Below are 22,822 nucleotides of genomic sequence, written 5' to 3'. Positions count from 1 at the left end.
AATGATACCTATTTTGGATAAAAGAGGGTATTTTTAACTGCTTTGTAATAAACTTTAAGAAACATTTAATAATTTTTTTAGCAACTATTTATAATTAATTGTTATAATGAATGGATAGATTGATGAAGGACCGATAGTTTATGACGGCCTATGTCGACCGACTAGTCAGTCTCATGTAAAATAATAGGTCTAATAAAACTTAGAATGCAGGAGGAAGTAAAATGAGAAAAAAGTCAGTTTTTACCCTATTGCTTATTTTAGTGATGGTTGCTACTTTTATTACAGGATGCAGGAGGGGTGCGCCGCAAGAGGTCTTTGCTACGCAGGAGGAAAATTACGTACCAGTAGAAATTCAGACGATACAAAAGGAAACGATAGAGAATAAAGTTTCTTTAAATGGTAAGGTGCAGGCCAATGAAGAAGTGATGGTGGTACCACAAATGCCTGGAAGAATAACTAGTTTGAACATAAAGCTGGGAGATTATGTTGCCAAGGATCAGGTTTTATTGACAATAGACCAAAAGGATATTCAAAGAAGTATTGAACAAGCAGAACATGGTATAGAATTAGCCAAGCGAGGTGTAGAGCAGGCAGAAAATGGTATAAGGTTAGCCACAATTCAGTATGAATCAACTAAGGAAAGACTGGAGGATGCTTTAAATACCTTAGAACGAATGAAAACCCTCTATGAAGCAGGGGCTATCCCTAAAACCCAGTTGGAGCAGGCAGAGCTAGCAGCTTCTACAAAGCCACTAGAGACAGCAGAAGCACAAATGTATCAGGCAGAAATAGGTTATCAGCAAGCCTTGAACCAATTAAGTCAAGCAGAAAGTGCTGGGGAGCAAGCAAGGAGCAACCTTGATAACACATTAGTAAAAGCTCCAATTAGTGGTATGATCAACAGCTTAACTGCTGTGGAGGGGCAATTAGCTAGTAATGCACAGGCAGTAGCAACAATTGTAGACATAAATAGGGTTTACTTACAAGTAGATGTAGCGGAAAATATGGTAAATAGACTAAATAAGGGACGGGAAGTAGCTATAACAATAGCTGCAGCATTAGATGAAGAGATGACAGGAAAAATTGATTATATCAGTCCTACCGCAGATGCTAGAACACAACTGTATACTGTGAAGGTATATATAAATAACAGCGAAGGAAAAATAAGACCTGGTATGAGTGGGGCGATACACTTAAATTTTGAGCAGCGACAAGATGTACTAGCAGTAAGAAGCAGGGCTGTACTTGATAAAGATAAAGAGAAAGTGGTTTATCTAGTGAGAAATGAAGAGGCAGTTGAACAAAAGGTAACTTTAGGTCTAGATACAGGCTTATATATTGAAGTGACAGAAGGCTTGGAAGAAGGAGATGTGGTTATTACCAAAGGTCAGCACTATGTAACAGATGGGCAGCGGGTGAAAGTAGTAAGGGGTGAGTAGTTATGAATTTATCAAAATTAGCAGTAAAAAGACCTGTAATGATTGCAATGATTATGCTTGTTATTATACTATTGGGAACCATCTCCTTAACTAGATTACCGATAGATCTCTACCCAGCTATGGAAATACCAGTAGCTATTGTCAGCACCTCTTATTCAGGGGTAGGGCCCCATGAAATAGAAAACTTAATTACAAGACCCATCGAAGGGGTTATTGCTACTGCAAGCAATATAGAAAGCGTTACTTCTAGGTCTTCACAAGGTAGTTCCATCGTTATTGCTCAGTTTAACTTTGGGACAGATATGAACTTTGCTACCTTAGATATGCGGGAGAAGGTTGATCTCATCAAAGGTGTTTTGCCAGAGGGTGCATCTGATCCAATGGTTTTAACCATAGACCCCAATTCCTTCCCTATTATTCAACTATCTTTGGTAGATGGAGAAGACTTAGCTTCACTGCAAATATTAGCGGAAGAAACAATAAAGCCTAGGTTGGAGAGAATTGAAGGGGTAGCTTCCGTAGATGTAACTGGTGGCTATACCAATGAAATACACATTAGGACAAACCAGCAGCGTTTAGATAGCTATGGTATTACTTTAAGTCAGCTGTCTCAAACAATAGGAGCCTCCAATATGAACCTGCCAGGAGGCACAGTGAAAAATGGTGAGAAGGAACTTGCCATCAGAACGATGGGGGAATTTAAAAGCCTAGAAGAAATTGAAGAAATTCCTGTAATATTGCCTAGTGGAAGTATCATTTTACTAAAGGATATCGCAGAGGTGGAGTTAACCCATCGTGATATAGCAACGATATCTAGAACCAATGGTAAAAGTAGTATTAATATTTCAATCCAGAAACAGTCAGACAGCAATACTGTACAGGTAGCGTCTTTGGTTCATGCAGAAATAGAAAGATTACAACAAGAACATCATCCTATAGAACTCACCATTGTATCTGATGAATCTACTTATATTACGGATGCAATTAACAATGTACTTCAGAGTGTTGTATTGGGAGCAGTTTTTGCTATTATGGTGCTTTATCTATTTTTAAGGAACCTTCGATCTACTTTAATCATTGGAACCTCTATTCCTATAGCTGTTATTGGAACCTTTGCACTACTGTACTTTGGTAATATTACTTTAAACCTCATGACACTAGGAGGCTTGGCCCTAGGAGTAGGTATGCTGGTGGATAATGCCATTGTTGTATTGGAAAATATCTATCGATTCAGAACAGAAGGATATTCTAAAAAAGAAGCAGCCAGCTTAGGGGCCTCTGAGGTAGCTATGTCGGTTACTGCTTCTACGCTTACAACAATAGCGGTATTTTTACCGATTGTTTTTGTTGAGGGAATGATTTCCAGTCTCTTCACAGAACTAGCATTAGCAGTGACCTTCTCTCTTGTAGCTTCCCTAATAGTATCTTTGACATTAATACCTATGTTGTCTTCTAAATTCTTGAGGGTAACTGATGAAGATAACATGAAAACAAAGAGTACAAGAAAAAGATTTGGGGCTGTTTACGATGCCTTTGATAAAATTTTTAATGGTATAGAAAATCGCTATAGAAAGATACTGACTTGGAGCTTAGGCCACAGAAAAATTACGATTCTCATGGCTATGATCATCTTTTTAGGAAGTTTATCCTCCGTATTTTTTATAGGGGTAGAACTTTTCCCTGCTACAGATGAAGGTCAAGTAAATATCAATGTATCTTTACCTGTAGGCTCTGAGCTGCATGAAGTAAATGAAGTGCTTTTTGAAATTGAAGAAAGCCTTGCTGCTATAGAAGAAATAGATACTGTGTTTTCTTCTGTCGGCGGAGGTGGTCAAATGGGCTTTGGCGGAGGCAGCAGCAACCGAGGTAGTGTTACTATTAGGCTGTCTAAAATGAAGGAGAGAGATAGAAATTCTAAAGAAGTAGCTGATGAAGTAAGAGGACTTCTTAAGGATATTCCTGGAACAGAAATCAGTGTTTCGGAATCCGCCAATGCTATGGGAGGAATGGCAGGTGACCCTATTAGTATTAGCTTAAAGGGAGATGAATTAGAAACTTTAAAAGAAATTTCAGAAGATTTCAAGGGGATGATTGAATCCGTAGAAGATACAAGAGAAATAACCACTAGTTTTAGTGAAGGTATACCAGAGGTTCAAATTTCTATCGATAAATATCGTGCTGCAACCTACGGGTTAACAACCGCACAAATTGCCAATAGTGTAAGAAACACCACATCTGGGTTAACGGCTACAAGGTATAAGCTAGATGGAGATGAAATTGATGTTATTGTTAAGGGGGAAAACTCTGCAACAGAGAGCTTGGCTAATTTAGAACAAATGGGGATTCAAACTGCTGCTGGCGGAAGTATTCCTTTAAACCAAGTGGCTAGTGTATCTGTTGAACAGGGTCCTGTACAAATCAATCGAGAAGACCAACAAAGAGTAGTAACCATTAGTGGTCAGATCGGTAACAGAGACTTGAGGAGTGTTACACAGGATATTGATGAGGCATTAAGGAATTATGATTTACCTCAGGGATATAGTTATGATATGGGGGGGCAAAATCAACAAATGAATGATGCCTTTGCTGATTTGCTTTTAGCATTAATACTGGCAGTAATATTGATTTACATGGTGATGGCGGCTCAATTTGAGTCATTGATACATCCATTTACTATTATGTTGTCAGTGCCTGTAGCGTTGGCGGGAGCCTTATTAGGACTGCTGATCACAGGAAAAGCACTAGGGATAACAGCCTTAATCGGTATCATTATGCTAGCAGGGATTGTTGTTAATAATGGGATTGTGCTGGTGGATTATATCAACACCTTGAGGGAAGCAGGTAAAGAGCGAAATGAAGCGATTATTGCAGCTGGTCCTGTAAGGCTAAGACCTATTTTAATGACAACCTTAACGACTGTATTGGGCTTATTGCCTTTAGCCATAGGCATCGGAGAAGGTTCAGAGATGCAGGCGCCAATGGGCATTGTAGTTATTGCAGGATTATTATTATCTACGGTCTTAACCTTGGTATTAATTCCCACAGTGTATACCATCATAGATGATATTTCAGTAAGTATTAAAAGAAAACTAAAAGGAAAAAAGCAAGAAACTGCTAAAAATTAATGATAAATACACCACTATTCCAAAAGAATAAAGTGGTGTATTTATTTTTAAAGAGGAAATTGTTGTGTTATGTCGAATAAGTCATTTGATGATAGTAAGGTTGTAGGTCTGTAGATGAATTCATAAGCTTTGCTATAGATAAACAACATCAGGACTTAATTTTGAACTTGTTTATCTATACAAGAAAATAAGTAAATGGAATCAAGGGATTTGGGAAATAAATATACTATATGCTTATTTATGCTTATTTTCACATCATTAGCGTTAACTTAAACTATAATTTGTCATCCTTCGTTATCCCAAAATCCTTTACTACCCTCAGGATGACATTTGGAGAGAATTTTGGTAATAACGCTTTAGGTTAACGCCTATGATTTTCACATGAAATTACTGCAGAGGAGTGTACATATGATTAAAAGAATAAAAGTAAAACTAGATGCTATTGAGGGAATGCTTTACTATTGGCAAAGTACAAATGAAAGGGAGAAGGTAGGGGAGAAATATATCGTAACTATGGCTGAAGTGCCAGAAATGAATTATATTTATGATGATGAGTTTAACAAAGAATCTGTAAGAAAAGTTCTTAGTGCCATATCTAATAGAGAAATCCTTAATAGCGAGAGCAAAAAGGAAAGGAAGTTTTGGAACAATAATATGTGGATGTTGGAGGATTTAGCTTACACAGATATGATGATAAAACCACTTAAAACCTTAAACCTAGATAATGTCATTGATAAGCTAAACCAAAAAATTGAGACGCCAAGATATGAAGAACTAGAAGTCATATTTCTTCCGGGACATCAGGATGAATATTTAATCGCAGACAACAAACTATTCATTAACTTTTTTAGGGTTAAACCAGATTTATATGAAGAAAATAAAGTTACTATTGGGGATACTTTATTGTTGGACTACATAGAGGAAAAGCTTACTACGTTAGTCAGTAGCTAGTGCTGGGTAAGTACTACATATTTATAAAAAAGTATGCTGCAATCATAGTCGTTAACTTATTGTCATCCTGAGCATAGGGAAGGATCTTGAAATAACGAAGAATGACAAACTATGGCTTAAGTTAACGTTAATGATACTGTAATAAAATTTTAGTACTACAGATAGAGGAGGGTGGAGCATGATAGAATTAGGTGAGGTTCAAAAACTAGAAGTAGTTAAATCCAGTGAGTATGGCGTATATTTAAGTTCTAAAAAGGATAAGAACAACAGCATTCTACTGCCGAAGAAACAAGTTCCTGAAGGTGTGGAAATAGGAGATGAGATAGAAGTATTTGTTTATAAGGATTCTGAAGACCGTCTTATTGCTACAACAAAAAAGCCTAAGATAAAACTTGGGGAATTAGCTGCTTTAAGGGTGGTAGAAGTGACAAAAATAGGTGCCTTCTTAGATTGGGGTTTAGAAAAAGATTTGTTGCTGCCTTTTAAAGAGCAAAAAGGTGAAGTTCAAGAGGGTAGTGAGTATTTGGTTGGTTTATATATAGATAAAAGTGATAGACTATGTGCAACCATGGAGGTTCATAAGTTACTAAGTAGTGAATCACCCTATAAGAAAGACGATAGAGTCCGAGGAAGGATTTATGGTATCAATGAAGATATAGGTGCTTTTGTAGCTATTGATAATAAGTATCAGGGTTTGATACCTAAGAATGAGTTATATGGAGAATATGCATACGGGGATGAGGTAGAAGCAAGAGTAACCAAAGTAAAGGAAGACGGGAAATTAGATTTAAGTTTAAGAGAAAAAGCCTATAAGCAGATGGATGAAGATGTAAAACTTATTCTTGAAAAATTAAAACTCAAAGGTGGAATATTATTGTTGAAGGACGATAGTGATCCAGAAAAAATCAAAAAAGAATTAAATATAAGTAAAAGAGCTTTTAAAAGAGCTGTTGGAAGACTGCTAAAAGAAGGACAAATTCATCTTGATGAAAAAGGTATCAAATTAATTGAAAGATAAATACTTAATAAAGATCAATTCCTTTTAAATTGCTTAACTATACATATCTTCCATATTTTGTTGATTTTATACAAATTTGTTAGTATAATGGAAATAACTATAGGGCTATAAGACAATCTTTATCCATGTTCTTATTATTTTTATTGGAATACTGACAGCTTTCCTACAAAAGTAAAACAATATAAAGTGGGATAAGGATCAACATAATCAGGATGCATCAAGATTTTTCTACGATGTCAGTAAAAAAAGGAGTTACATTAAAAAATTTTTAGGTGTTAGGGGGACAAGCATGAAGAGTTTAAAAATGAGAACCATTGGTCTGTTATTATCTTTTAATTTATTTTTAATGATCATTACATCGGTACTTTCCTATGCTTTTGCAAAAGATATTATCATTAATAAAAGCACAGTACTTTTTGTCATTGTTGCCATGTTACTAGCTACGGTCTTTCTTGTTAGTCTTTTAGCGACACGTGTTTTGAAACCAGTTACCTTAGCGGTAAACCATGTAAAGAAAATCGCAGATCTAGACATTACTGAGGATATTCCTGAAGAATTTCTTCAACGTCAAGATGAAGTTGGCGATTTGTCAAGATCCTTCCAGCAGATTATAGATAGTCTTAGAAAGTTCATAAAAAGTATTGACACCATTTCTGAACAGACAGCCACTTCCTCACAACAACTAACTGACACTAGCCAACAGGCTGCTAATTCAGCAGAAGAAGTGGCAAATACTATCGAAGAAATGGCAAAGGGAGCGGCAGATCAAGCTAAGGATACAGAGCAGGGAGCTGTTAAGGTAAGTGAGCTAGGGGAGCTGATCGAAGATAATGAAAGATACCTAAAAACATTAAACTCCACCACCAACGCTGTTATAAAACTAAAGGACGAAGGTCTGGAAACCTTAAAGGACCTCAACCAAAAAACAAGTGAAGTGAATGAGGTAACAGAAAAAATAGGTACAGTGATTGTACATGCAAATGAAAGTGCAAAAAAAATAGAAGGTGCAAGCTCTATGATCTCTAAAATTGCAGAACAAGTAAACCTGTTGGCATTAAATGCAGCTATTGAAGCAGCAAGAGCAGGAGAAGCCGGTAAAGGTTTTGCTGTAGTAGCTGAGGAGGTTCGCAAACTTGCAGAGCAAACAGATGAGTTTACGCTGGAGATAAGAACGATTATACAAGAGTTGATTACAGAAACAGCAGAGGCAGTTATTGCTATTCAAGAAATAGCCAATATCGTAAAAGAACAAACCATCAGTGTAGATACAACCAATAAGAAGTTTGATAGTATTTCTTTGACTACTAATAAATCTAAGAAATTTTTAGAAACGGTAAATGAATCTCAACAAGCTATGAGCAAAAAGAAGGATGAACTTATCGATATTGTACAAAACCTCTCAGCGATTGCAGAAGAAAATGCAGCTGGAGCTCAAGAAGTTTCAGCATCATCGGAAGAGCAAGCAGCTTCTATACAAGAGATTGCTAGTGTTACTGAAACATTGTCAAAAATGGCTGAGGAAATGCGGGAAAATCTTTCAAAGTTTAAATACTAAAAAAGCGAAGTTCATTTGAACTTCGCTTTTTAAAATTTACTTTTAAAATTGTTGTTAAATATAGATAACCAATTTTATACCTTAACAAAATACGCCTTCCTGCGGTTTCAGAAATGAACAATGTTAGCAATTCACTCCAGTGAAAAATCCTAAAATTTGCAAACTCGCTACCGCTCAAACATGCAAATTTCTTTACGGATTTTCCACTTACATGAATTGAACATTGTAGTCATTTCTTGCAAATGCATCCAGTCTGCATTTTGTTAAGCTTTGTAGTTGGTTATCTATATAAAGATTTTAATTTATGTTCATAGGCCTTAACTTAAGCTAATTATTTCCAAAAAATCCGCTTGATTTGTCATCCTGAGCATAGCGAAGGATCTTGAAATAACGATGGAAAATTATGACTTAAGTTAACGTTACTGAATCTATGTTTAAACTATGTAGCCTTTTCAGTAGAAAACATAGGGGTAATTTCCTGTTGCTCTGTTTGAGATAAGATGTTAGGCACATCTAGAATAATGATCATTTGATCTTCAGTTTTTCCAATATGGCTTATAAATCTGCTATCTATCCCTAAAAAGAGATTTGTAGCGGGTTCAGCATCCTTCTCCTCCAGACTTATGATATCAAAGACCTCATCTACAATAAGTCCTACCATAATATCCTTCATACGTACCACAAGGATTTCATTATCTTTAGAAAGAAAATCCTCATTGAAAAATCGTTTTCTTAAATTATATAAAGGAAGAATTTTTCCTCTTAGATTGATCAAGCCTTCAACAAAATTTGGAGCGTTAGGAACCTTCATGATATTAAAATCTTTTACTTTATTGATACCATTGACATAATCAATTTCCACAGCATAATACTGATCTCCAAGTTGAAACACAACTAGTTGCATATTGGGCATATTTTTCACTCCTATTTGCAGATTTCATTGGTAAATACCTTTTGTTACTTTTCCATAGCCAAATCATTCAACTGTTCAGCTAAACCAGTAATTTCCTCAATGCTAGCAGTAACCTCCTCAACCGCTGCTGCCTGTTGTTCTGTAACTATATTGGTGGCATTTCCCATTCTAACTGTGTTTTTTACGGATTCCTGTATGTGATCAATAAAGTCTTTGATTTTAGACACTGTTTGCTTAGAATCGCTGGACAACTTTCTAATTTCTTGTGCCACTACACCGAAACCTAGTCCTGCCTCTCCAGCTCTGGCTGCTTCTATAGCAGCATTTAAGCCTAGTAACCTTGTTTCATCGGCAATTTCCTTTATAAAATCTAATACTTCACTAATCTGCTCTGACATTTTGCTTACATTTCCAATTTCTTGATTTAATTGAGATTGATTGCTGCTGACTTCTACAGCAGAAGCCGCCATCTCCTCCATTGTAGCAGATATTTGTGTAAGACTATCATTAAGGATAGTAGCTGCAGTTTTCAACTTGTACTGATGATACCAAGTTTTAGACATGTTATTAGCTACGATATATAATACATTTGCAGCAGCTTGAATTTCTTCTTTTGATAAGGTGGTGACTTCTTTTACAGCATCTACATAACCTTCAGAGTCTACACCAATTTCCCCAGCGATTTTTCTATACTTATCTTCTTCGGGAGAAGCGGTTAAGACTTGACCACCTAAAATCGTTCCGATGAGTCTTCCCTCCAGCATAATGGGGGCTGCAAAATCTATCAAACCTGCATGACACTCATAAACCACAGGCTGACCAGTTTTTGCGGCTTCTTCTCCTCCCTTTTTATGAGACTCTGCACATCGACGATCGCCGGTTTCTGTTGAATGGGTAAAGTCCATGCAAAATCTAGTATATCTACTAGGGTTGGTAATTGGATTTCCCTTCTCATCAACGGTAACACTGGCCAAACCTATAGCTGTTGCAAAATCATCTTGAAATTTTTGAAGAAAATCAATGTCAATAATATCCCTCAGATCGATGTTTTCAAGGTGAATGTCTTCCTTTTCATGCGTCATTTTCATAAGATAGTCCCCCTTTTTCATTAGGCAATGTTTAATTTTAAAATGCAAAGCTGATGACAGCTATTGTGACCTCGTAAAGCGTCTTGATATAAATCATCAGTGGTAAATGCATAAATTTATAAAAAATATAAATTTATGTGATGTTCTACAAAAATAAAATAATGTCGATTTATGTAAGATTCTACAAAAATAGTAAAACTCCTCTAAAACTTTAGTAGAAGAATAAATATTTTTTGATAATCATTCAAATTTAAAATAGCAGAAAATTCGTATAGGTAGAAGCCCTTAAATCCCTCAGAGCTTGAGGTTTTAGATAACAAAAAAGTTTTAAAAATAAAAGTAGTTACATACATATTAATTATACACGCTCTATCATTGTATGGAATATAGTAAAAAAGATTTAAAAATATAATCACCGAAATTTTGAAGAGATTTTGAAGTTTGAAAAAAAAGGAGGTTTCAAAAAAACATGACACAATTTGAAGATTTGATAAAAAAGGATAGAAGTGAAAATAAGAAGCATCACTTTCAAGGAACATTTTTAGACTATCTCAACATATTAAAGGAAAATCCAGTTTTATGTGAGCTAGCTCATCACAGGATGTACCAAATGATTGTAGAAAAAGGTGTAGAAGTAATCAATACAGAGGAAAACCCAAGATTAAGAAGGATCTATGGTAATGATGTTATCAAAAAATATAATTTCTTCAAGGATGATTTTTTTGGCATTGACAAAACATTGATGAAAATTGTAAATTATTTAAGAGCAGCAGCCATGAGGGGAGAAGAATCCCGACAGGTTCTCTATTTAGTAGGGCCAGTAGGAGCAGGTAAATCCTCTCTTATGGAAACCTTAAAAAAGGCTTTAGAGATAAGCCCTCCTATCTACGCTATTAAGGGTTGTCCTATGCGAGAAGAACCCCTACATCTTGTTCCTAAACACCTTAGGGAAGAGTTTGAAGAGTTATTGGGGGTAAAAATTGAAGGAGACTTATGTCCTGTTTGTCGTTATAGATTAGTGGAGGAATACAATGGAGAGTTTGAGAAATTTCCAGTAGAAACAGTGGACTTCAGTATTCGGTCTAGAAAAGGTGTGGGCGTGGTGCCACCGGTTGATCCAAATAATCAGGATACTTCTGTACTCATCGGCTCAGTAGATATCTCTAAACTAGACTTATATTCTGAAGATGACCCAAGGGTTTTATCTTTAAATGGAGCTTTCAACGTAGGAAACCGTGGGATTGTTGAGTTTATAGAGGTATTTAAAAATGAAGTAGAGTATCTGCATACCATGATTACTGCTACGCAAGAGAAGAGCATTCCCTCCCCTGGTAAGGGTTCTATGATTTACTTTGATGGAATTATTTTAGCTCATTCTAATGAAGCTGAATGGAATAAATTTAAGGCAGATCATACCAACGAAGCTATTTTGGATAGAATTGTAAAAATCGAAGTGCCTTATTGCTTAGAGTTAAGAGAGGAAATAAAAATATATCAAAAGATATTGAAAAATAGTAAGTTTGATGCTCATATTGCCCCACATACAATGGAACTAGCATCTATGTTTGCAATATTAACGAGATTAGCTCCTTCTTCAAAGGTAGACACTATCACGAAGCTAAAGATATACAATGGAGAAGAAATTATCGAAAAGGGTAGTGCGAAGAAAGTAGATATCTTAGAACTTAGAGAAGAAGCACAGCGGGAAGGTATGACAGGGATATCCACTAGATTTATTATAAAGGTCCTTGATACAGCTATTGCACAATCGGAGTATGATTGTATCAATCCTATCACTATTTTAGAAACCCTTATTAAGGCAGTGAAGGAACTGACTTTAGGAGAGGATGAAAAGAAGAGATATTTAGGCTTTTTACAAGATAGTATCAAAAAAGAATATCACAAAATTCTAGAAAAAGAAGTAACCAAGGCTTTTATTCATGGATACAAAGAACAGGCTGAAGACTTATTTAATAACTATTTAGACCATGCTGAGGCCTATGTGAATAATACAAAAATAAAAGATAGAAATACAGGAGAAGAGCTGGAGGCAGACGAAAGGTTTCTGCGATCTATTGAAGAGCAGATTGATATCACCCAAAGTGCAGCCAAGGGATTCCGTCAAGATGTTACTGCCTACATGTTTTATGTGATAAGAAAAGGAGGAAAAATTGATTATAGTAGTTACGAGCCTTTAAGAGAAGCCATAGAGAAAAAATTAACTTCCTCTGTAAGAGAATTAAGCAGGGTTGTTACTCGTACAAAGGTTAGGGATAAGGAACAGAAGGAAAAATATAATGCTATGGTGGAAGAAATGAAGCGTAACGGTTACTGTGATCACTGCTGTAATGTAATTCTCAAGTATGCTGCCAACAATCTTTGGAAGGATTAGAAGATGATTGTAACGGTGATGGGGGTGAGGCTATGACAGTATTTAGAGAATTTGACAGTAGAGGCAGAGATCGTTCAGCAGAGGATCGGAGAAGGCACAGGCAACTGGTAGAGGAGTCCATCAAAAAAAATATAGCAGATATTATTGCCGAGGAAAGCATTATTGGCAAAAGTAAAGATAAGAAGATAAAAATTCCAATAAGAGGTATCAAAGAGTATCAATTTATTTATGGTAAAAACAAGCCAGGGGCTGGCTCTGGTGATGGAAGTGAAAAAAGAGGAGATAAAATAGGTAGTGAAGAAATGGAGAAGGGTAAAGGACAGGAGGGTGAAGCTGGGAATCAAGAGGGAGAAGACATTTATGAAACAGAGATTACTATCGAAGAACTAATGAATTATTTATTTGAAGATTTGAATCTACCTTTTCTTGATAAAAAGAAGTTTAATGAGTTGGAAAGCAAAAAGAACTTTAAACGCTTAGGCTATCAAAGAAAAGGAATTCCTCCACGTTTGGCTAAGAAAAGATCGATGATTGAAAGAATTAAAAGGGAGAAGGCTTATCAAAGAGGAAGAAGAGAAAACCCAGAAATTCTTCAGCAGGAAGAGAAGGAAAGGTTTCCTTTTAAAGAAGATGATTTAAGATATTTTCGACTGAGGGAGGATGTAAAGCGAGAAAGTAATGCAGTTGTTATATGTATCATGGATACCTCAGGATCTATGTATATAGCAAAAAAGTATTTGGCTAGAAGTTTTTACTTTCTTTTATATCAGTTTGTTAAGTTAAAGTATATTAACATTGATATTGTATTTATAGCTCATTCTACCACCGCAAAGGAAGTGAATGAAGATGAGTTCTTTCATAAGGTAGAAACTGGAGGAACCTATATCAGTAGTGGCTATGAAAAGGCTTTAGAGATTATTGAAGAAAGATACAATCCTGCTGTATGGAATGTGTATGCTTTTCATTGTAGCGATGGAGATAACTGGTCCAACGACAATGAAAAAGCTATTAAATTAGCGGGAGAACTATGTGAAGTATGTAATCTTTTTGGTTACGGAGAGATTTTACAGGGATATTACAACCGAAATAGTAAAATTTTCAATGAATTTTCTAAGCTTAAGCATAAGAATTTTTCAGCAGTAACAATCTCTAGAAAGGAGGATATCATTCCAGCCCTTAAGAATCTTCTAGATAAGGAAAGGGAAGTTGTAGAGTGATTATTTTGAGATGAGAGATTATACAATAAAAGAATTAGAAGAATGGAATAAAAAAATAGAAGAGATAGCAGCAAGGGAAGGGCTAGACTACTATCCTCAAGAGTTTGAAATTTGTAGTTATGACGATATGCTTTGTTATGAAGCTTATGTGGGTATGCCAGCCCATTATCCCCATTGGAGCTATGGGAAGGCTTATGAAAAAAGTAAAACCCTTTATTCTTACAACTTAAAAGGTTTGCCCTATGAAATGGTAATTAATTCGAATCCTTGTATTGCCTACCTCATGAGGGACAATACTTTGCTTTTACAAATTCTTACGATTGCTCATGTATATGGTCATAATGACTTTTTTAAAAATAATCGTTTGTTTGTAGAGGGAACCAGAGCAGAAGACGTAGTGCAAATGTTTAAAAAACATGCGGATAGGGTAAGAAGCTATATCCACGATCCTAGTATTGGTTATGAAAAGGTTGAGCGGATTTTAGACGCAGCCCACGGCATCAAACTTCAAACCTCACGGGTAACGGGAGATAAAAAGATAACTGATCAAGAAAAGAAGGAAAAATTGCTTACTAAGTATTATGAGGAAATAAAGACCACCAGTCTACTGGAAGGAAAGAAGGAAGTAGCTTATCCTAATCTAAATAAAATCCCTCTTGAGCCTACAGAGGATATTATGGATTTCATTATCACCTATGGTAGATTAGAAGAGTGGGAAAAAGATATTATCAGAATTGTTCTAGAAGAAACAAAGTATTTCATACCACAAATTGAAACAAAAATTATGAATGAAGGGTGGGCTAGTTACTGGCACTATAAGATCTTAAATCAGTTAGAACTTCCTCAAAGTCTTCATATGGAGTTCTTGAGCAGACACAATCAAGTAATTAGACCGTTTTTAGGAGGGATTAATCCCTACTATATGGGATTCAAAATCTTTACAGAAATTGAAAAAAAATATGGAAAGGAAAAGATTTTTGAAGTGCGAAAAATTGAAAGAGATCAATCTTTTATTCGAAGATATTTGACAGAAGAGTTGTGTAAAGAAATGCATCTTTTTCAGTATAACAAGAAGGAAAAAGATTATATTATTGAAGAAGTTGCTGATGAACCAGGATGGAAAAAGATTAGAAATACCATTGCCAATACAGTGGGAATGGAGTCAATTCCTTGTATAAAAGTAGTGGAGATATCTCAAAAAGATCATGTACTAGTATTAAAGCATGAGTTTGATGGCAGAGAGCTGGAACTATCTTACGCCTATGAAACTCTGAAATATATTACGAGTTTATGGGGTGGTAAAGTTCAGTTAATGACCATCATTGGCAAAACACCTAAAGTTATCTCATGTGATGAAAATAAGAGGGTCAGTATAGGTTCTATCACAAACTGAAAAATGAAAAAAGGCACCTACCAAACAATGAGGTTTTGGGTTAAATAGGTAGGTGCTTTTTTGCTGATACAAACTTTTTCATCACTAAATATTAAAATTAATAGATGCATCTATCATAAGCGTTAACTCAATACAACTATTTGCAAAATTCTGTCCAACTGTCATCCTGAGGGTAGCGAAGGATCTTGGAATAACTAGGAACGATGACAAATTATGGTTTAGGTTAACGCTGATGATGCATCTATATAAAATAAACTAATAAGTAGTTGGAAAAATACAAAAGATAAATAGAGTTATTGGAGAGGAAAGGGAAAATGTTATGAAAGATAATCAATATATGTTAGATAACTATATCATTATAGGAAATAAATTTAAAGAAGAAAATCAACTCCAAAAAGCCCTGCACTTCTATAATAAAGCTTATAAATGCAGAGGTGGCAGCGAAGATATAGACCTATTATTAGAGATGGGGCTTATTTATGATGAACTAGAGGATTATGATGCAGCAAAGGAAAAGTATAAAGAAGTCCTCAGCATAGATCCTAAAGAAGCTAGAGGTTACTATAGTTTAGCGATTGCTTACGACAATGAAAAAAACTACATAAAAGCAATTAAGTTTTATAAACTAGCAATAGAATTAGATCCTTATTATGATAGAGCCTATTTTTTTCTTGCAAATGCCTATGATGAAATTGGACAAAAAGAGAAGGCAATTCAGTATTATAAAAAAGTGATTGAGATGGATGATGAGGATTTCTGGGCACATGTTAACTTAGGTTCGATTTATGAAGAGGTGAATGAAGATAACCTGGCACTGGAGATGATGGAGAAGGCCTTAGAACTTGACGGGGAAAACTACAAAGCACTGTTTAATATGGGGGTGATTTTGAAAAAACTAGGAAATATTCAGGAGGCTGCTGATTATTATATTCTTTCTATACAACAAAACCTAGAGTTTCCCTATAGTTATTTTAACCTAGCAATCATTTATAAGGAACAAAAAAAGTATAATGAAGGAATAGAAGTTTTAAGTAAAGCAATTTACTACAATAAAGAGGTGGCAGTACTATACTATAACAGAGCCTGTTTGTATGTTCTTACGAAGCAATTAGAAAAAGCTATGCGGGATCTTATTCAGGCAACAAAGCTGGATACTGATTTGATCCAGTATATGAAAGAGGATAAAGAACTAGAGGGGTTAAGGGATTTAGAAGCATACAAAATTATGTTTTCAGAAGATAGGTCGTAAATACATAAAAAAAAACTGCCCATAGATTAGGTAACTTCTTGATATACGGTGATTACTGTGAAAAAGTTGGTGTTTTAAGGTTAACATAACATTCACAGGAATGGAGAAGCATTGTATGAAAATACAATCATCACCCTATATATTTTAAGAAGTAAGTCGCTGTTAATCCAGAGCAGGTTGTTTATAAGTTGTATCAACAAGATTTAAATTTATTATAACATCTTGATTTAAGGAAACAATAAATAAAATCGAAAGAAGTTTAAAGAAAATATAAAGATTTTGTAAAGAAGGTGATAGAGGCTTGATACAAAGATTTAACAGGAGTTCATTAAGAACTGAAAATAATAAGAAAAGAATAACATAAAATAAAATATAGAGTAAAATAACAGTAGAAAGACAGAAATAACCTGGAGGTGTTCCTATGAAAAGTATTACTTATGGAGAGATAAGCTTTGATAAGGTTTGTGAAAAGATTAAGGAATATACAGGGGATAAGGCAGAGTACGTTATTTCTGTAGGAACGGATTCTCAAAATGTAGACGGTTATACAAAGATGGTTTCTGTTATTGCTTTAGTTCGTAAAAGAAAAGGTGGTATCTTTTTTTATGATATAAAAAAAATAAAAAAAATTAAAAACTTGAGGCAGAAAATTTTTAAAGAAACACAGTTTAGTATCGAGCTGGCTTCAAAGGTAATGGAGTTTATTAATCAAAACCACATTAAGGCTTCTTTAGAGATTCATGTAGATATTGGGAGCCAAGGAGATACAAAGTATCTTATAAAAGAGATTGTAGGATGGGTTATGGGCTCAGGATTTAAATGCTGTATGAAACCAGATTCCTATGCATCTACGGGGGTAGCTGATAAAATATCTAAAAAAGGCAGTAAGGTCTGCTAAAAATTATTGAAGAAATAAGTAAAAGAAATTATATTTTAAAGCAGGAGAATGAAAAACTGGCAATTCTGGTGATACTATAGTAATATGGATAAAGAGGTAAATATCACCATATAAATAATCTACAAAGGAGAGGAAGTTACCTATGAACAATCCAATTGTTACATTTATAATGGAAGATGGTAGTGAGATGAAGGCGGAGCTTTATCCTGAAATTGCTCCCAACACTGTAAACAATTTTATTTCTTTAGTTAAAAAAGGTTTCTATAATGGGGTGATTTTTCATCGTGTTATTCCAGGATTCATGATACAAGGAGGAGATCCTCAAGGCATGGGTACTGGTGGACCAGGATACTCTATTAAAGGAGAATTTTCAAGTAATGGTTTTAAAAATGATTTAAAACATACAAAGGGTGTACTCTCTATGGCTAGAGCTATGGATCCTAATTCAGCTGGTTCTCAGTTCTTTGTTATGGTAGAAAATTCACCTCATTTAGATGGACAATACGCTGCTTTTGGCAAGGTGATCGAAGGAATAGAAACTGCTGATAAAATTGTAGCTGTAAAAAGAAATCATAGTGATAAGCCCCTTGAAGATCAGAGAATGAAGGAAGTTACTGTTGAGACCTTTGGAGAAGATTATCCAGAACCAGATACACTAGCATAAATATCTACTGAGAAAATCACCCTAGATACTAGCTATCTACTATGAGGGTGATTTTTGAGATTTACATAAATTTTTTAAAAAATATGAACTCTAACTTGTGATTCTAATATATACATGATAATATGATAATAATTAAAGTATAACTTAAAAAATTTTATTAGACGCTGTATCACTAGAGGAGGGAACAATTGTTTTGTTAGGTTATAGGATTAGAGAAATAAGGCATAAAAAGGGTATGACACTGAACGAACTGGCTTCAGAGATAGATGTTACTGCCAGCTATATTTCCCAAGTTGAAAGAGATATTATAGAACCATCCTTATCATCTTTAAGGAAGATAGCGATTGCTCTAGGTGTACCGTTATTTACATTTTTACATGATGACACTGTAGACCCTATTGTGGTAAGGGCTTCAGAAAGGAAAAAGCTGGCACTGCCAGAAAGTAGCATCATTTATGAATTTGTTACACCTATGGTGGCTGACCAAAGGGTACAGCCCAAGATGGAGATTATCCACTTCCAATTAGCCCCTAAATCTTGGACAAGTGATGAAAATATTACCCATGAGGCAGACGAATGTATATTTGTGATTGATGGAGAATTAGAAATTTATTTAGAAGAAAAAAAATACCACCTACAGGCGGGAGATAGTATATATATAAAAGAAAATATAGGACATCGATTTTATAATCCTACAAATCGCACTGTTAAAGGATTAACCAATATTGCACCAGCTATTTATTAGATACTATGAAAAAGTTTCGACCCTTGTTGTTAATACGCAGGGGAATTTTTTTTCTGGAGAAGCCTTATTTTAGCAGGTGTAAAATGATTGTCATCGAATATATATAATTAAGTTGTAATAAAATTTTTAAACTTAGTGTGAGATAAGGAATGTAGTATAAGTTAAAGGGAAGGGGAAATAAAAATGGATTATGAAGTGTCAGGTTTGAAGAAATTAGTTATCTATTATTCTTTTGAAGGCAATACCAAACTAATTGCAGAGACCATAGCAGATACACTGCAAGCAGATGTATTACAGCTCATACCTAAAAAAGAAATACAGTCAAAGGGGTTTATGAAATATTTTTGGGGAGGCAAGCAGGTTATGATGAAAAAGAAGCCAGAGTTATATCCCTTAGATAAAGCTCCTCAGGATTATGATGTAATATTTATCGGCACACCAGTTTGGGCATGGACATTTGCACCCCCGATTTACACATTGTTTGAAACGACAGAAATTGCTGACAAAAAGGTGGCGTTATTTAGCTGTAACCGTGGGCAAAATGGAAAAACTTTTGAAAATATGAAAAAAGAATTATATAAAAGTGATATAATAGGTCAGATAGAATTTTTTGATCCTTTAACGAACAACAAGGAAGAAAATATACAAAAGGCAGCAGCGTGGGCTGAGAGCATCATAAAAGCTATATAAATTTAATCAAAGGATGTGCATCGATTGGACCAAGAAAATCAGTACTTACCTATAGCAGCAGGCATCTTTGTAGCAATCATCTTTGGCTTTTCTTTTTTATTTACGAAGGCAGCCTTAGATCTCCTTAGTCCTTTCCACTTACTAGGTTTTAGGTTTGCATTTGCTACCATTACTTTATTATTGTTACAGGTCTTGAAGATTATTAAGATCAATCTTTTAGGAAAAGGAACACAAATGTTGTTATTTCTAGCGTTGTTTCAGCCTCTCTTATACTTTATATGTGAAACATTAGGAGTTAGTAGGACATCAGCTTCAGAGGCTGGGATGATGATTGCACTCATACCGATTGTTGTTACGATATTAGCCGCCATATTTTTAGGGGAAAAGCCTACTAAACTGCAGCTGGTTTTCATCTGCTTATCAGTAGTGGGTGTGATTTTTATTATTGCCATGACAGGCAATATTCGTGTAGGAGAGAACTTTGTTGGGATGTTTATTTTATTGGGAGCAGTTTTTTCTGCTGGCGTATTTAATGTAATGTCTCGTAAATCTTCCTTGCATTTTAAGCCAGTAGAAATTACTTACGTGATGATGTGGGTAGGGGTAATTGTTTTTAACACCATAGCTGTCCTTCAGCATATCAATCAAGGAAATTTAATGAATTATTTTGAACCCTTAAAAAATATGAAGGTGTTTGTCTCCATTGCATATTTAGGCGTTTTATCTTCCGTTGGTGCTTTCTTTATGCTAAACTTTATGTTAGCCAAAGTGGAGGCCTCTAAGGCAGCAGTTTTTACTAACCTCATCACAGTGATTTCTATTATAGGTGGGGTAGTTTTTAGAAATGAACATTTCTATTGGTTTCACGGTGTTGGTGCCTTTATGATTTTATTAGGGGTGTGGGGAACCAACTACTTTGAAAAACAAAAGACTCTTTATGAGATTAGATTTGATACTATAAGAAGATAGCATAGAATAGTATAGAAACAAGTGAAGTATTTTTGTAGATGTAGTCCTTCGTATATAAAAATTTAAGAGCCTACATCTATAGTAATAGCGATATGATTGTAACTTAATTTATTAAAAGCTGGTGACTGTTGTGAATATTTTAAAGCATAGAAGTATTAAACAAAAATTTTTTAGTATGATCATCACAGGTATTATTCTTCTAGCCTTTATATTTATATCTTTTTATAGTTTGTTTACAAAAAGTGTAGTGGTTAATATGCTGCATGAAAACAACCTAAATAGTACTGAAGCCTATGCAAATATTGTTGGATACTGGTTACAGGAACGTACCAATGAAATAGAGCTATACGCTGAGAATACAGTAGTGAAAACAATGGATTTAGAAAAAGTTCAGCCCTATTTACAAAGAGAAATGGAAAGAAAATCCCATATATATGATGCGCTATTTATAGCAGAAGCAGATGGTACTTATCATACACAGACGGTTACTTATGCAGGAAATTTAGCACAGAGGTATTATTTTCCAAAAGTAATGATGGGTGAAAAAGTTTTCTCAGATCCATTGATATCCCTAGCTACCAATGAATATATATCTGTTATTGCAGTTCCTATTAGAAATCAAGAGGGAGAAATAATTGGGTTGATGGGGGGAGGCTTAAATTTAGCAAAGCTATATTATCTCATTGAAGTATTAAAAATAGAGAATAGAGAAAAGACAGAAAGCTACTCTTATATTGTAGATAAGTTAGGGCGAATTATTACACATCCCAACGAGACGTATATTTTTCAGGAAAACATAAGGGTACCTTCTAGTGTAGTAGGACTAGAAGTTGTAGAGGTGGCTGAAAAAATTCTCGCCCAGAAAAAAGGTCAAACCATCTATACCCACAATCAAATAGAAAGTGATGTATATTTTCATGAGATTCCAAATACCGATGGTTGGAAGATTGTTTCAAAGGTTCCCACCTATAACGCAGCCAATTCTATGCTGATGTTCCATACACTTTTAATCACCACAGGGATATTGGTGGTGGTTTTGGGGATCATCGGAGGCTCTTTATTGGTAAATAAAAATACAAAGCCTATTATCGATCTAAAGGAGGCTTTTGATAAAGCATCAAAGGGCGATCTAACGGTTCGAGCTGAAACAAAATATTCAGATGAGTTGGGAGAAGCGGGAAAAAGTTTTAACCTTATGATGGAAAAAATCAGTGCCCTTACTTATTATGATGCTGTTACAGGGCTGCCTAATAGGAATTATATGATAGAAGAACTAGCGATGAAATTTGGCCATAAAAAATCTGGCAAAAAAAAGCTCAGTATTGTACTGTTTACCCTAAGCAAGTTTAAAACAATTAATGATATGTATGGTTTCGAGATCGGAGATGAGGTATTAAGAGAAGTAGCCAATAGAATTAAGGAAAAGGTGGGTTTGAATAATAAAGTAATCCGTATGACTGGAGACGACTTTATTGTATTATTTTATGAGATGGGTACAAAAAGTAAAGTGATAAGGAAGACGGAGGATTTATTGGAATATATGAGTCAACCTTTTATGATAAAATCCCACAGTCTACATATTCATGCCAGTGCCGGCATTGTATTTTGTCCTGAAGATGGTGATGACGTAGATACTTTACTAAAAAACGTAAGTGCAGCCAAAATTCGGGCTAAAGCCAAAGGACGAAGTCAGTATCAAATATATAGTAAAACTATAAGTAAACAGCTATCAGAAGAAATGGTAATAGAAAAGTATCTTTATGAAGCTGCAGAAAACCAAGATTTTATGTTATACTACCAGCCCTTTATAGATATGGAAGCAGGAAAAGTTGTTGGGACAGAGGCATTAATTCGATGGTATCATCCTAAAAAAGGTTTTATACCACCGGATAAGTTTATACCTTTAGCTGAAAAAACAGGACTCATTGTTCCGATTGGAAACTGGGTTTTACAGGAGGCATGCAGACAAAATAAAGCTTGGCAGGATCAAGGCTATAAACCTATCACTATGTCAATAAACATATCTGCTCTACAATTTGCTAGGGATGATTTTATAGAAGTAGTAAAATGCACCTTAAAAGAAGTGGGTTTAGCACCTGAATATATAGCTTTGGAAATAACTGAAGGTATAGCTGTGGAAAACATAGAAGAAAATATTCTAAAGCTTCGTCAATTAAAGGAATTGGGTGTAAAAATTTCAATTGATGATTTTGGTACAGGATTTTCATCTCTAAGTTATTTTACAAAGTTTCCAATAGATAGTCTTAAAATTGATCGTTCCTTTATACAAAACATTACAAATTGCCCACAGTCTAGAGCAATTGTATCCACCATTATTTCAATGGGAAGAGCCTTAGGTATAGAAAATATTGCAGAGGGCATTGAAACAAAAAATCAGTTGGATTTCATTAAAAAAGAAAATTGTAACAAAGCACAGGGCTATCTTTTTAGTAAACCTATTACACCAAAGGACTTTGAAAAATTACTGATTGATAACAAAAAATATTCATAAAAAT

General features: G+C 34.9%; 17 protein-coding genes. 15 read left to right on the top strand and 2 right to left on the bottom strand.

From position 1 onward, the window contains the following. The first annotated feature begins 221 nt into the window (after positions 1–221). The 5 genes from CACET_RS13845 to CACET_RS13825 all read left to right on the top strand — a co-directional run bounded on the left by CACET_RS13845 (position 222) and on the right by CACET_RS13825 (position 8,088). Positions 222–1,439: an efflux RND transporter periplasmic adaptor subunit gene (locus CACET_RS13845; protein WP_044825295.1), complete on the top strand. Its 1,218-nt coding sequence runs from the start codon at positions 222–224 to the stop codon at positions 1,437–1,439. Positions 1,440–1,441: 2 nt separating this feature from the next. Further along, the gene (locus tag CACET_RS13840) at positions 1,442–4,564 is read left to right on the top strand and encodes an efflux RND transporter permease subunit (RefSeq protein WP_044825294.1); all 3,123 of its coding nucleotides are present in this window, start codon (positions 1,442–1,444) and stop codon (positions 4,562–4,564) included. 408 nt (positions 4,565–4,972) lie between these two features. After that, positions 4,973–5,515: a TDE2712 family protein gene (locus CACET_RS13835; RefSeq protein ID WP_044825293.1), complete on the top strand. Its 543-nt coding sequence runs from the start codon at positions 4,973–4,975 to the stop codon at positions 5,513–5,515. Between the two features lie 178 nt (positions 5,516–5,693). Beyond that, positions 5,694–6,533, top strand: coding sequence for a CvfB family protein (locus CACET_RS13830; protein ID WP_044825292.1), 840 nt, complete (start codon positions 5,694–5,696; stop codon positions 6,531–6,533). A gap of 289 nt (positions 6,534–6,822) precedes the next feature. Then, positions 6,823–8,088 carry a methyl-accepting chemotaxis protein gene (locus CACET_RS13825; protein WP_052661481.1) on the top strand — a complete coding sequence of 422 codons (1,266 nt, stop codon included), beginning with the start codon at positions 6,823–6,825 and terminating at the stop codon, positions 8,086–8,088. 439 nt (positions 8,089–8,527) lie between these two features. Here CACET_RS13825 and CACET_RS13820 read toward each other — a convergent pair whose 3' ends face one another. Together CACET_RS13820 and CACET_RS13815 are read right to left on the bottom strand one after the other, a co-directional pair. Further along, positions 8,528–9,001: a chemotaxis protein CheW gene (locus tag CACET_RS13820; protein ID WP_044825291.1), complete on the bottom strand. Its 474-nt coding sequence runs from the start codon at positions 8,999–9,001 to the stop codon at positions 8,528–8,530. Positions 9,002–9,045: 44 nt separating this feature from the next. Next, entirely contained in the window at positions 9,046–10,089 is a 1,044-nt protein-coding gene (locus CACET_RS13815) for a PocR ligand-binding domain-containing protein (protein WP_044825290.1), read from the bottom strand. 469 nt (positions 10,090–10,558) lie between these two features. Between CACET_RS13815 and CACET_RS13810 the strand changes: the two genes are divergently transcribed. The 10 genes from CACET_RS13810 (at position 10,559) to CACET_RS19590 (ending at position 22,818) form a co-directional block, all read left to right on the top strand. Then, positions 10,559–12,481, top strand: a complete 1,923-nt coding sequence (locus CACET_RS13810; protein WP_044825289.1) for a PrkA family serine protein kinase — start codon at positions 10,559–10,561, stop codon at positions 12,479–12,481. A gap of 32 nt (positions 12,482–12,513) precedes the next feature. Continuing rightward, on the top strand, positions 12,514–13,698 hold the full coding sequence (yhbH, locus tag CACET_RS13805; protein WP_044825288.1) for a sporulation protein YhbH: 1,185 nt from the start codon (positions 12,514–12,516) through the stop codon (positions 13,696–13,698). 10 nt (positions 13,699–13,708) lie between these two features. Next, entirely contained in the window at positions 13,709–15,091 is a 1,383-nt protein-coding gene (locus CACET_RS13800; protein WP_044825287.1) for a SpoVR family protein, read from the top strand. A 319-nt stretch (positions 15,092–15,410) separates the two neighbouring features. Beyond that, a complete protein-coding gene (locus CACET_RS13795) occupies positions 15,411–16,340 on the top strand; it encodes a tetratricopeptide repeat protein (RefSeq protein ID WP_044825286.1) in 930 nt (309 codons plus the stop codon). 421 nt (positions 16,341–16,761) lie between these two features. Then, entirely contained in the window at positions 16,762–17,238 is a 477-nt protein-coding gene (locus CACET_RS13790) for a ribonuclease H-like YkuK family protein (protein ID WP_044825285.1), read from the top strand. A 142-nt stretch (positions 17,239–17,380) separates the two neighbouring features. Further along, a complete protein-coding gene (locus tag CACET_RS13785) occupies positions 17,381–17,902 on the top strand; it encodes a peptidylprolyl isomerase (RefSeq protein WP_044825284.1) in 522 nt (173 codons plus the stop codon). Positions 17,903–18,095: 193 nt separating this feature from the next. Continuing rightward, positions 18,096–18,647 carry a helix-turn-helix domain-containing protein gene (locus tag CACET_RS13780; protein ID WP_052661480.1) on the top strand — a complete coding sequence of 184 codons (552 nt, stop codon included), beginning with the start codon at positions 18,096–18,098 and terminating at the stop codon, positions 18,645–18,647. 183 nt (positions 18,648–18,830) lie between these two features. Further along, a complete protein-coding gene (locus CACET_RS13775) occupies positions 18,831–19,337 on the top strand; it encodes a flavodoxin family protein (protein WP_242846940.1) in 507 nt (168 codons plus the stop codon). Between the two features lie 24 nt (positions 19,338–19,361). Then, positions 19,362–20,306 (top strand): DMT family transporter, encoded by a 945-nt coding sequence (locus CACET_RS13770; RefSeq protein ID WP_044825283.1) that lies wholly within the window; start codon positions 19,362–19,364, stop codon positions 20,304–20,306. A 130-nt stretch (positions 20,307–20,436) separates the two neighbouring features. Next, entirely contained in the window at positions 20,437–22,818 is a 2,382-nt protein-coding gene (locus CACET_RS19590) for a bifunctional diguanylate cyclase/phosphodiesterase (protein ID WP_052661479.1), read from the top strand. Positions 22,819–22,822: the final 4 nt, after the last annotated feature.

It is taken from the genome of Clostridium aceticum (assembly GCF_001042715.1).
Lineage (GTDB): Bacteria > Bacillota > Clostridia > Peptostreptococcales > Natronincolaceae > Andreesenella > Andreesenella acetica.
This window is presented reverse-complemented; position numbering and strand designations above follow the sequence as displayed.

What these genes read in the sequence shown, in the direction of transcription:
- CACET_RS13835 (WP_044825293.1), top strand. Translation starts at nt 4,973, where the DNA reads ATGATTAAAAGAATAAAAGTAAAACTAGATGCTATTGAGGGAATGCTT.
- CACET_RS13825 (WP_052661481.1), top strand. Translation starts at nt 6,823, where the DNA reads ATGAAGAGTTTAAAAATGAGAACCATTGGTCTGTTATTATCTTTTAAT.
- CACET_RS13775 (WP_242846940.1), top strand. Translation starts at nt 18,831, where the DNA reads ATGGATTATGAAGTGTCAGGTTTGAAGAAATTAGTTATCTATTATTCT.
- CACET_RS13795 (WP_044825286.1), top strand. Translation starts at nt 15,411, where the DNA reads ATGAAAGATAATCAATATATGTTAGATAACTATATCATTATAGGAAAT.
- CACET_RS13840 (WP_044825294.1), top strand. Translation starts at nt 1,442, where the DNA reads ATGAATTTATCAAAATTAGCAGTAAAAAGACCTGTAATGATTGCAATG.
- CACET_RS13845 (WP_044825295.1), top strand. Translation starts at nt 222, where the DNA reads ATGAGAAAAAAGTCAGTTTTTACCCTATTGCTTATTTTAGTGATGGTT.
- CACET_RS13785 (WP_044825284.1), top strand. Translation starts at nt 17,381, where the DNA reads ATGAACAATCCAATTGTTACATTTATAATGGAAGATGGTAGTGAGATG.
- CACET_RS13830 (WP_044825292.1), top strand. Translation starts at nt 5,694, where the DNA reads ATGATAGAATTAGGTGAGGTTCAAAAACTAGAAGTAGTTAAATCCAGT.
- CACET_RS13815 (WP_044825290.1), bottom strand. Translation starts at nt 10,089, where the DNA reads ATGAAAATGACGCATGAAAAGGAAGACATTCACCTTGAAAACATCGAT.
- CACET_RS13800 (WP_044825287.1), top strand. Translation starts at nt 13,709, where the DNA reads ATGAGAGATTATACAATAAAAGAATTAGAAGAATGGAATAAAAAAATA.
- yhbH (WP_044825288.1), top strand. Translation starts at nt 12,514, where the DNA reads ATGACAGTATTTAGAGAATTTGACAGTAGAGGCAGAGATCGTTCAGCA.
- CACET_RS13820 (WP_044825291.1), bottom strand. Translation starts at nt 9,001, where the DNA reads ATGCCCAATATGCAACTAGTTGTGTTTCAACTTGGAGATCAGTATTAT.
- CACET_RS13790 (WP_044825285.1), top strand. Translation starts at nt 16,762, where the DNA reads ATGAAAAGTATTACTTATGGAGAGATAAGCTTTGATAAGGTTTGTGAA.
- CACET_RS13810 (WP_044825289.1), top strand. Translation starts at nt 10,559, where the DNA reads ATGACACAATTTGAAGATTTGATAAAAAAGGATAGAAGTGAAAATAAG.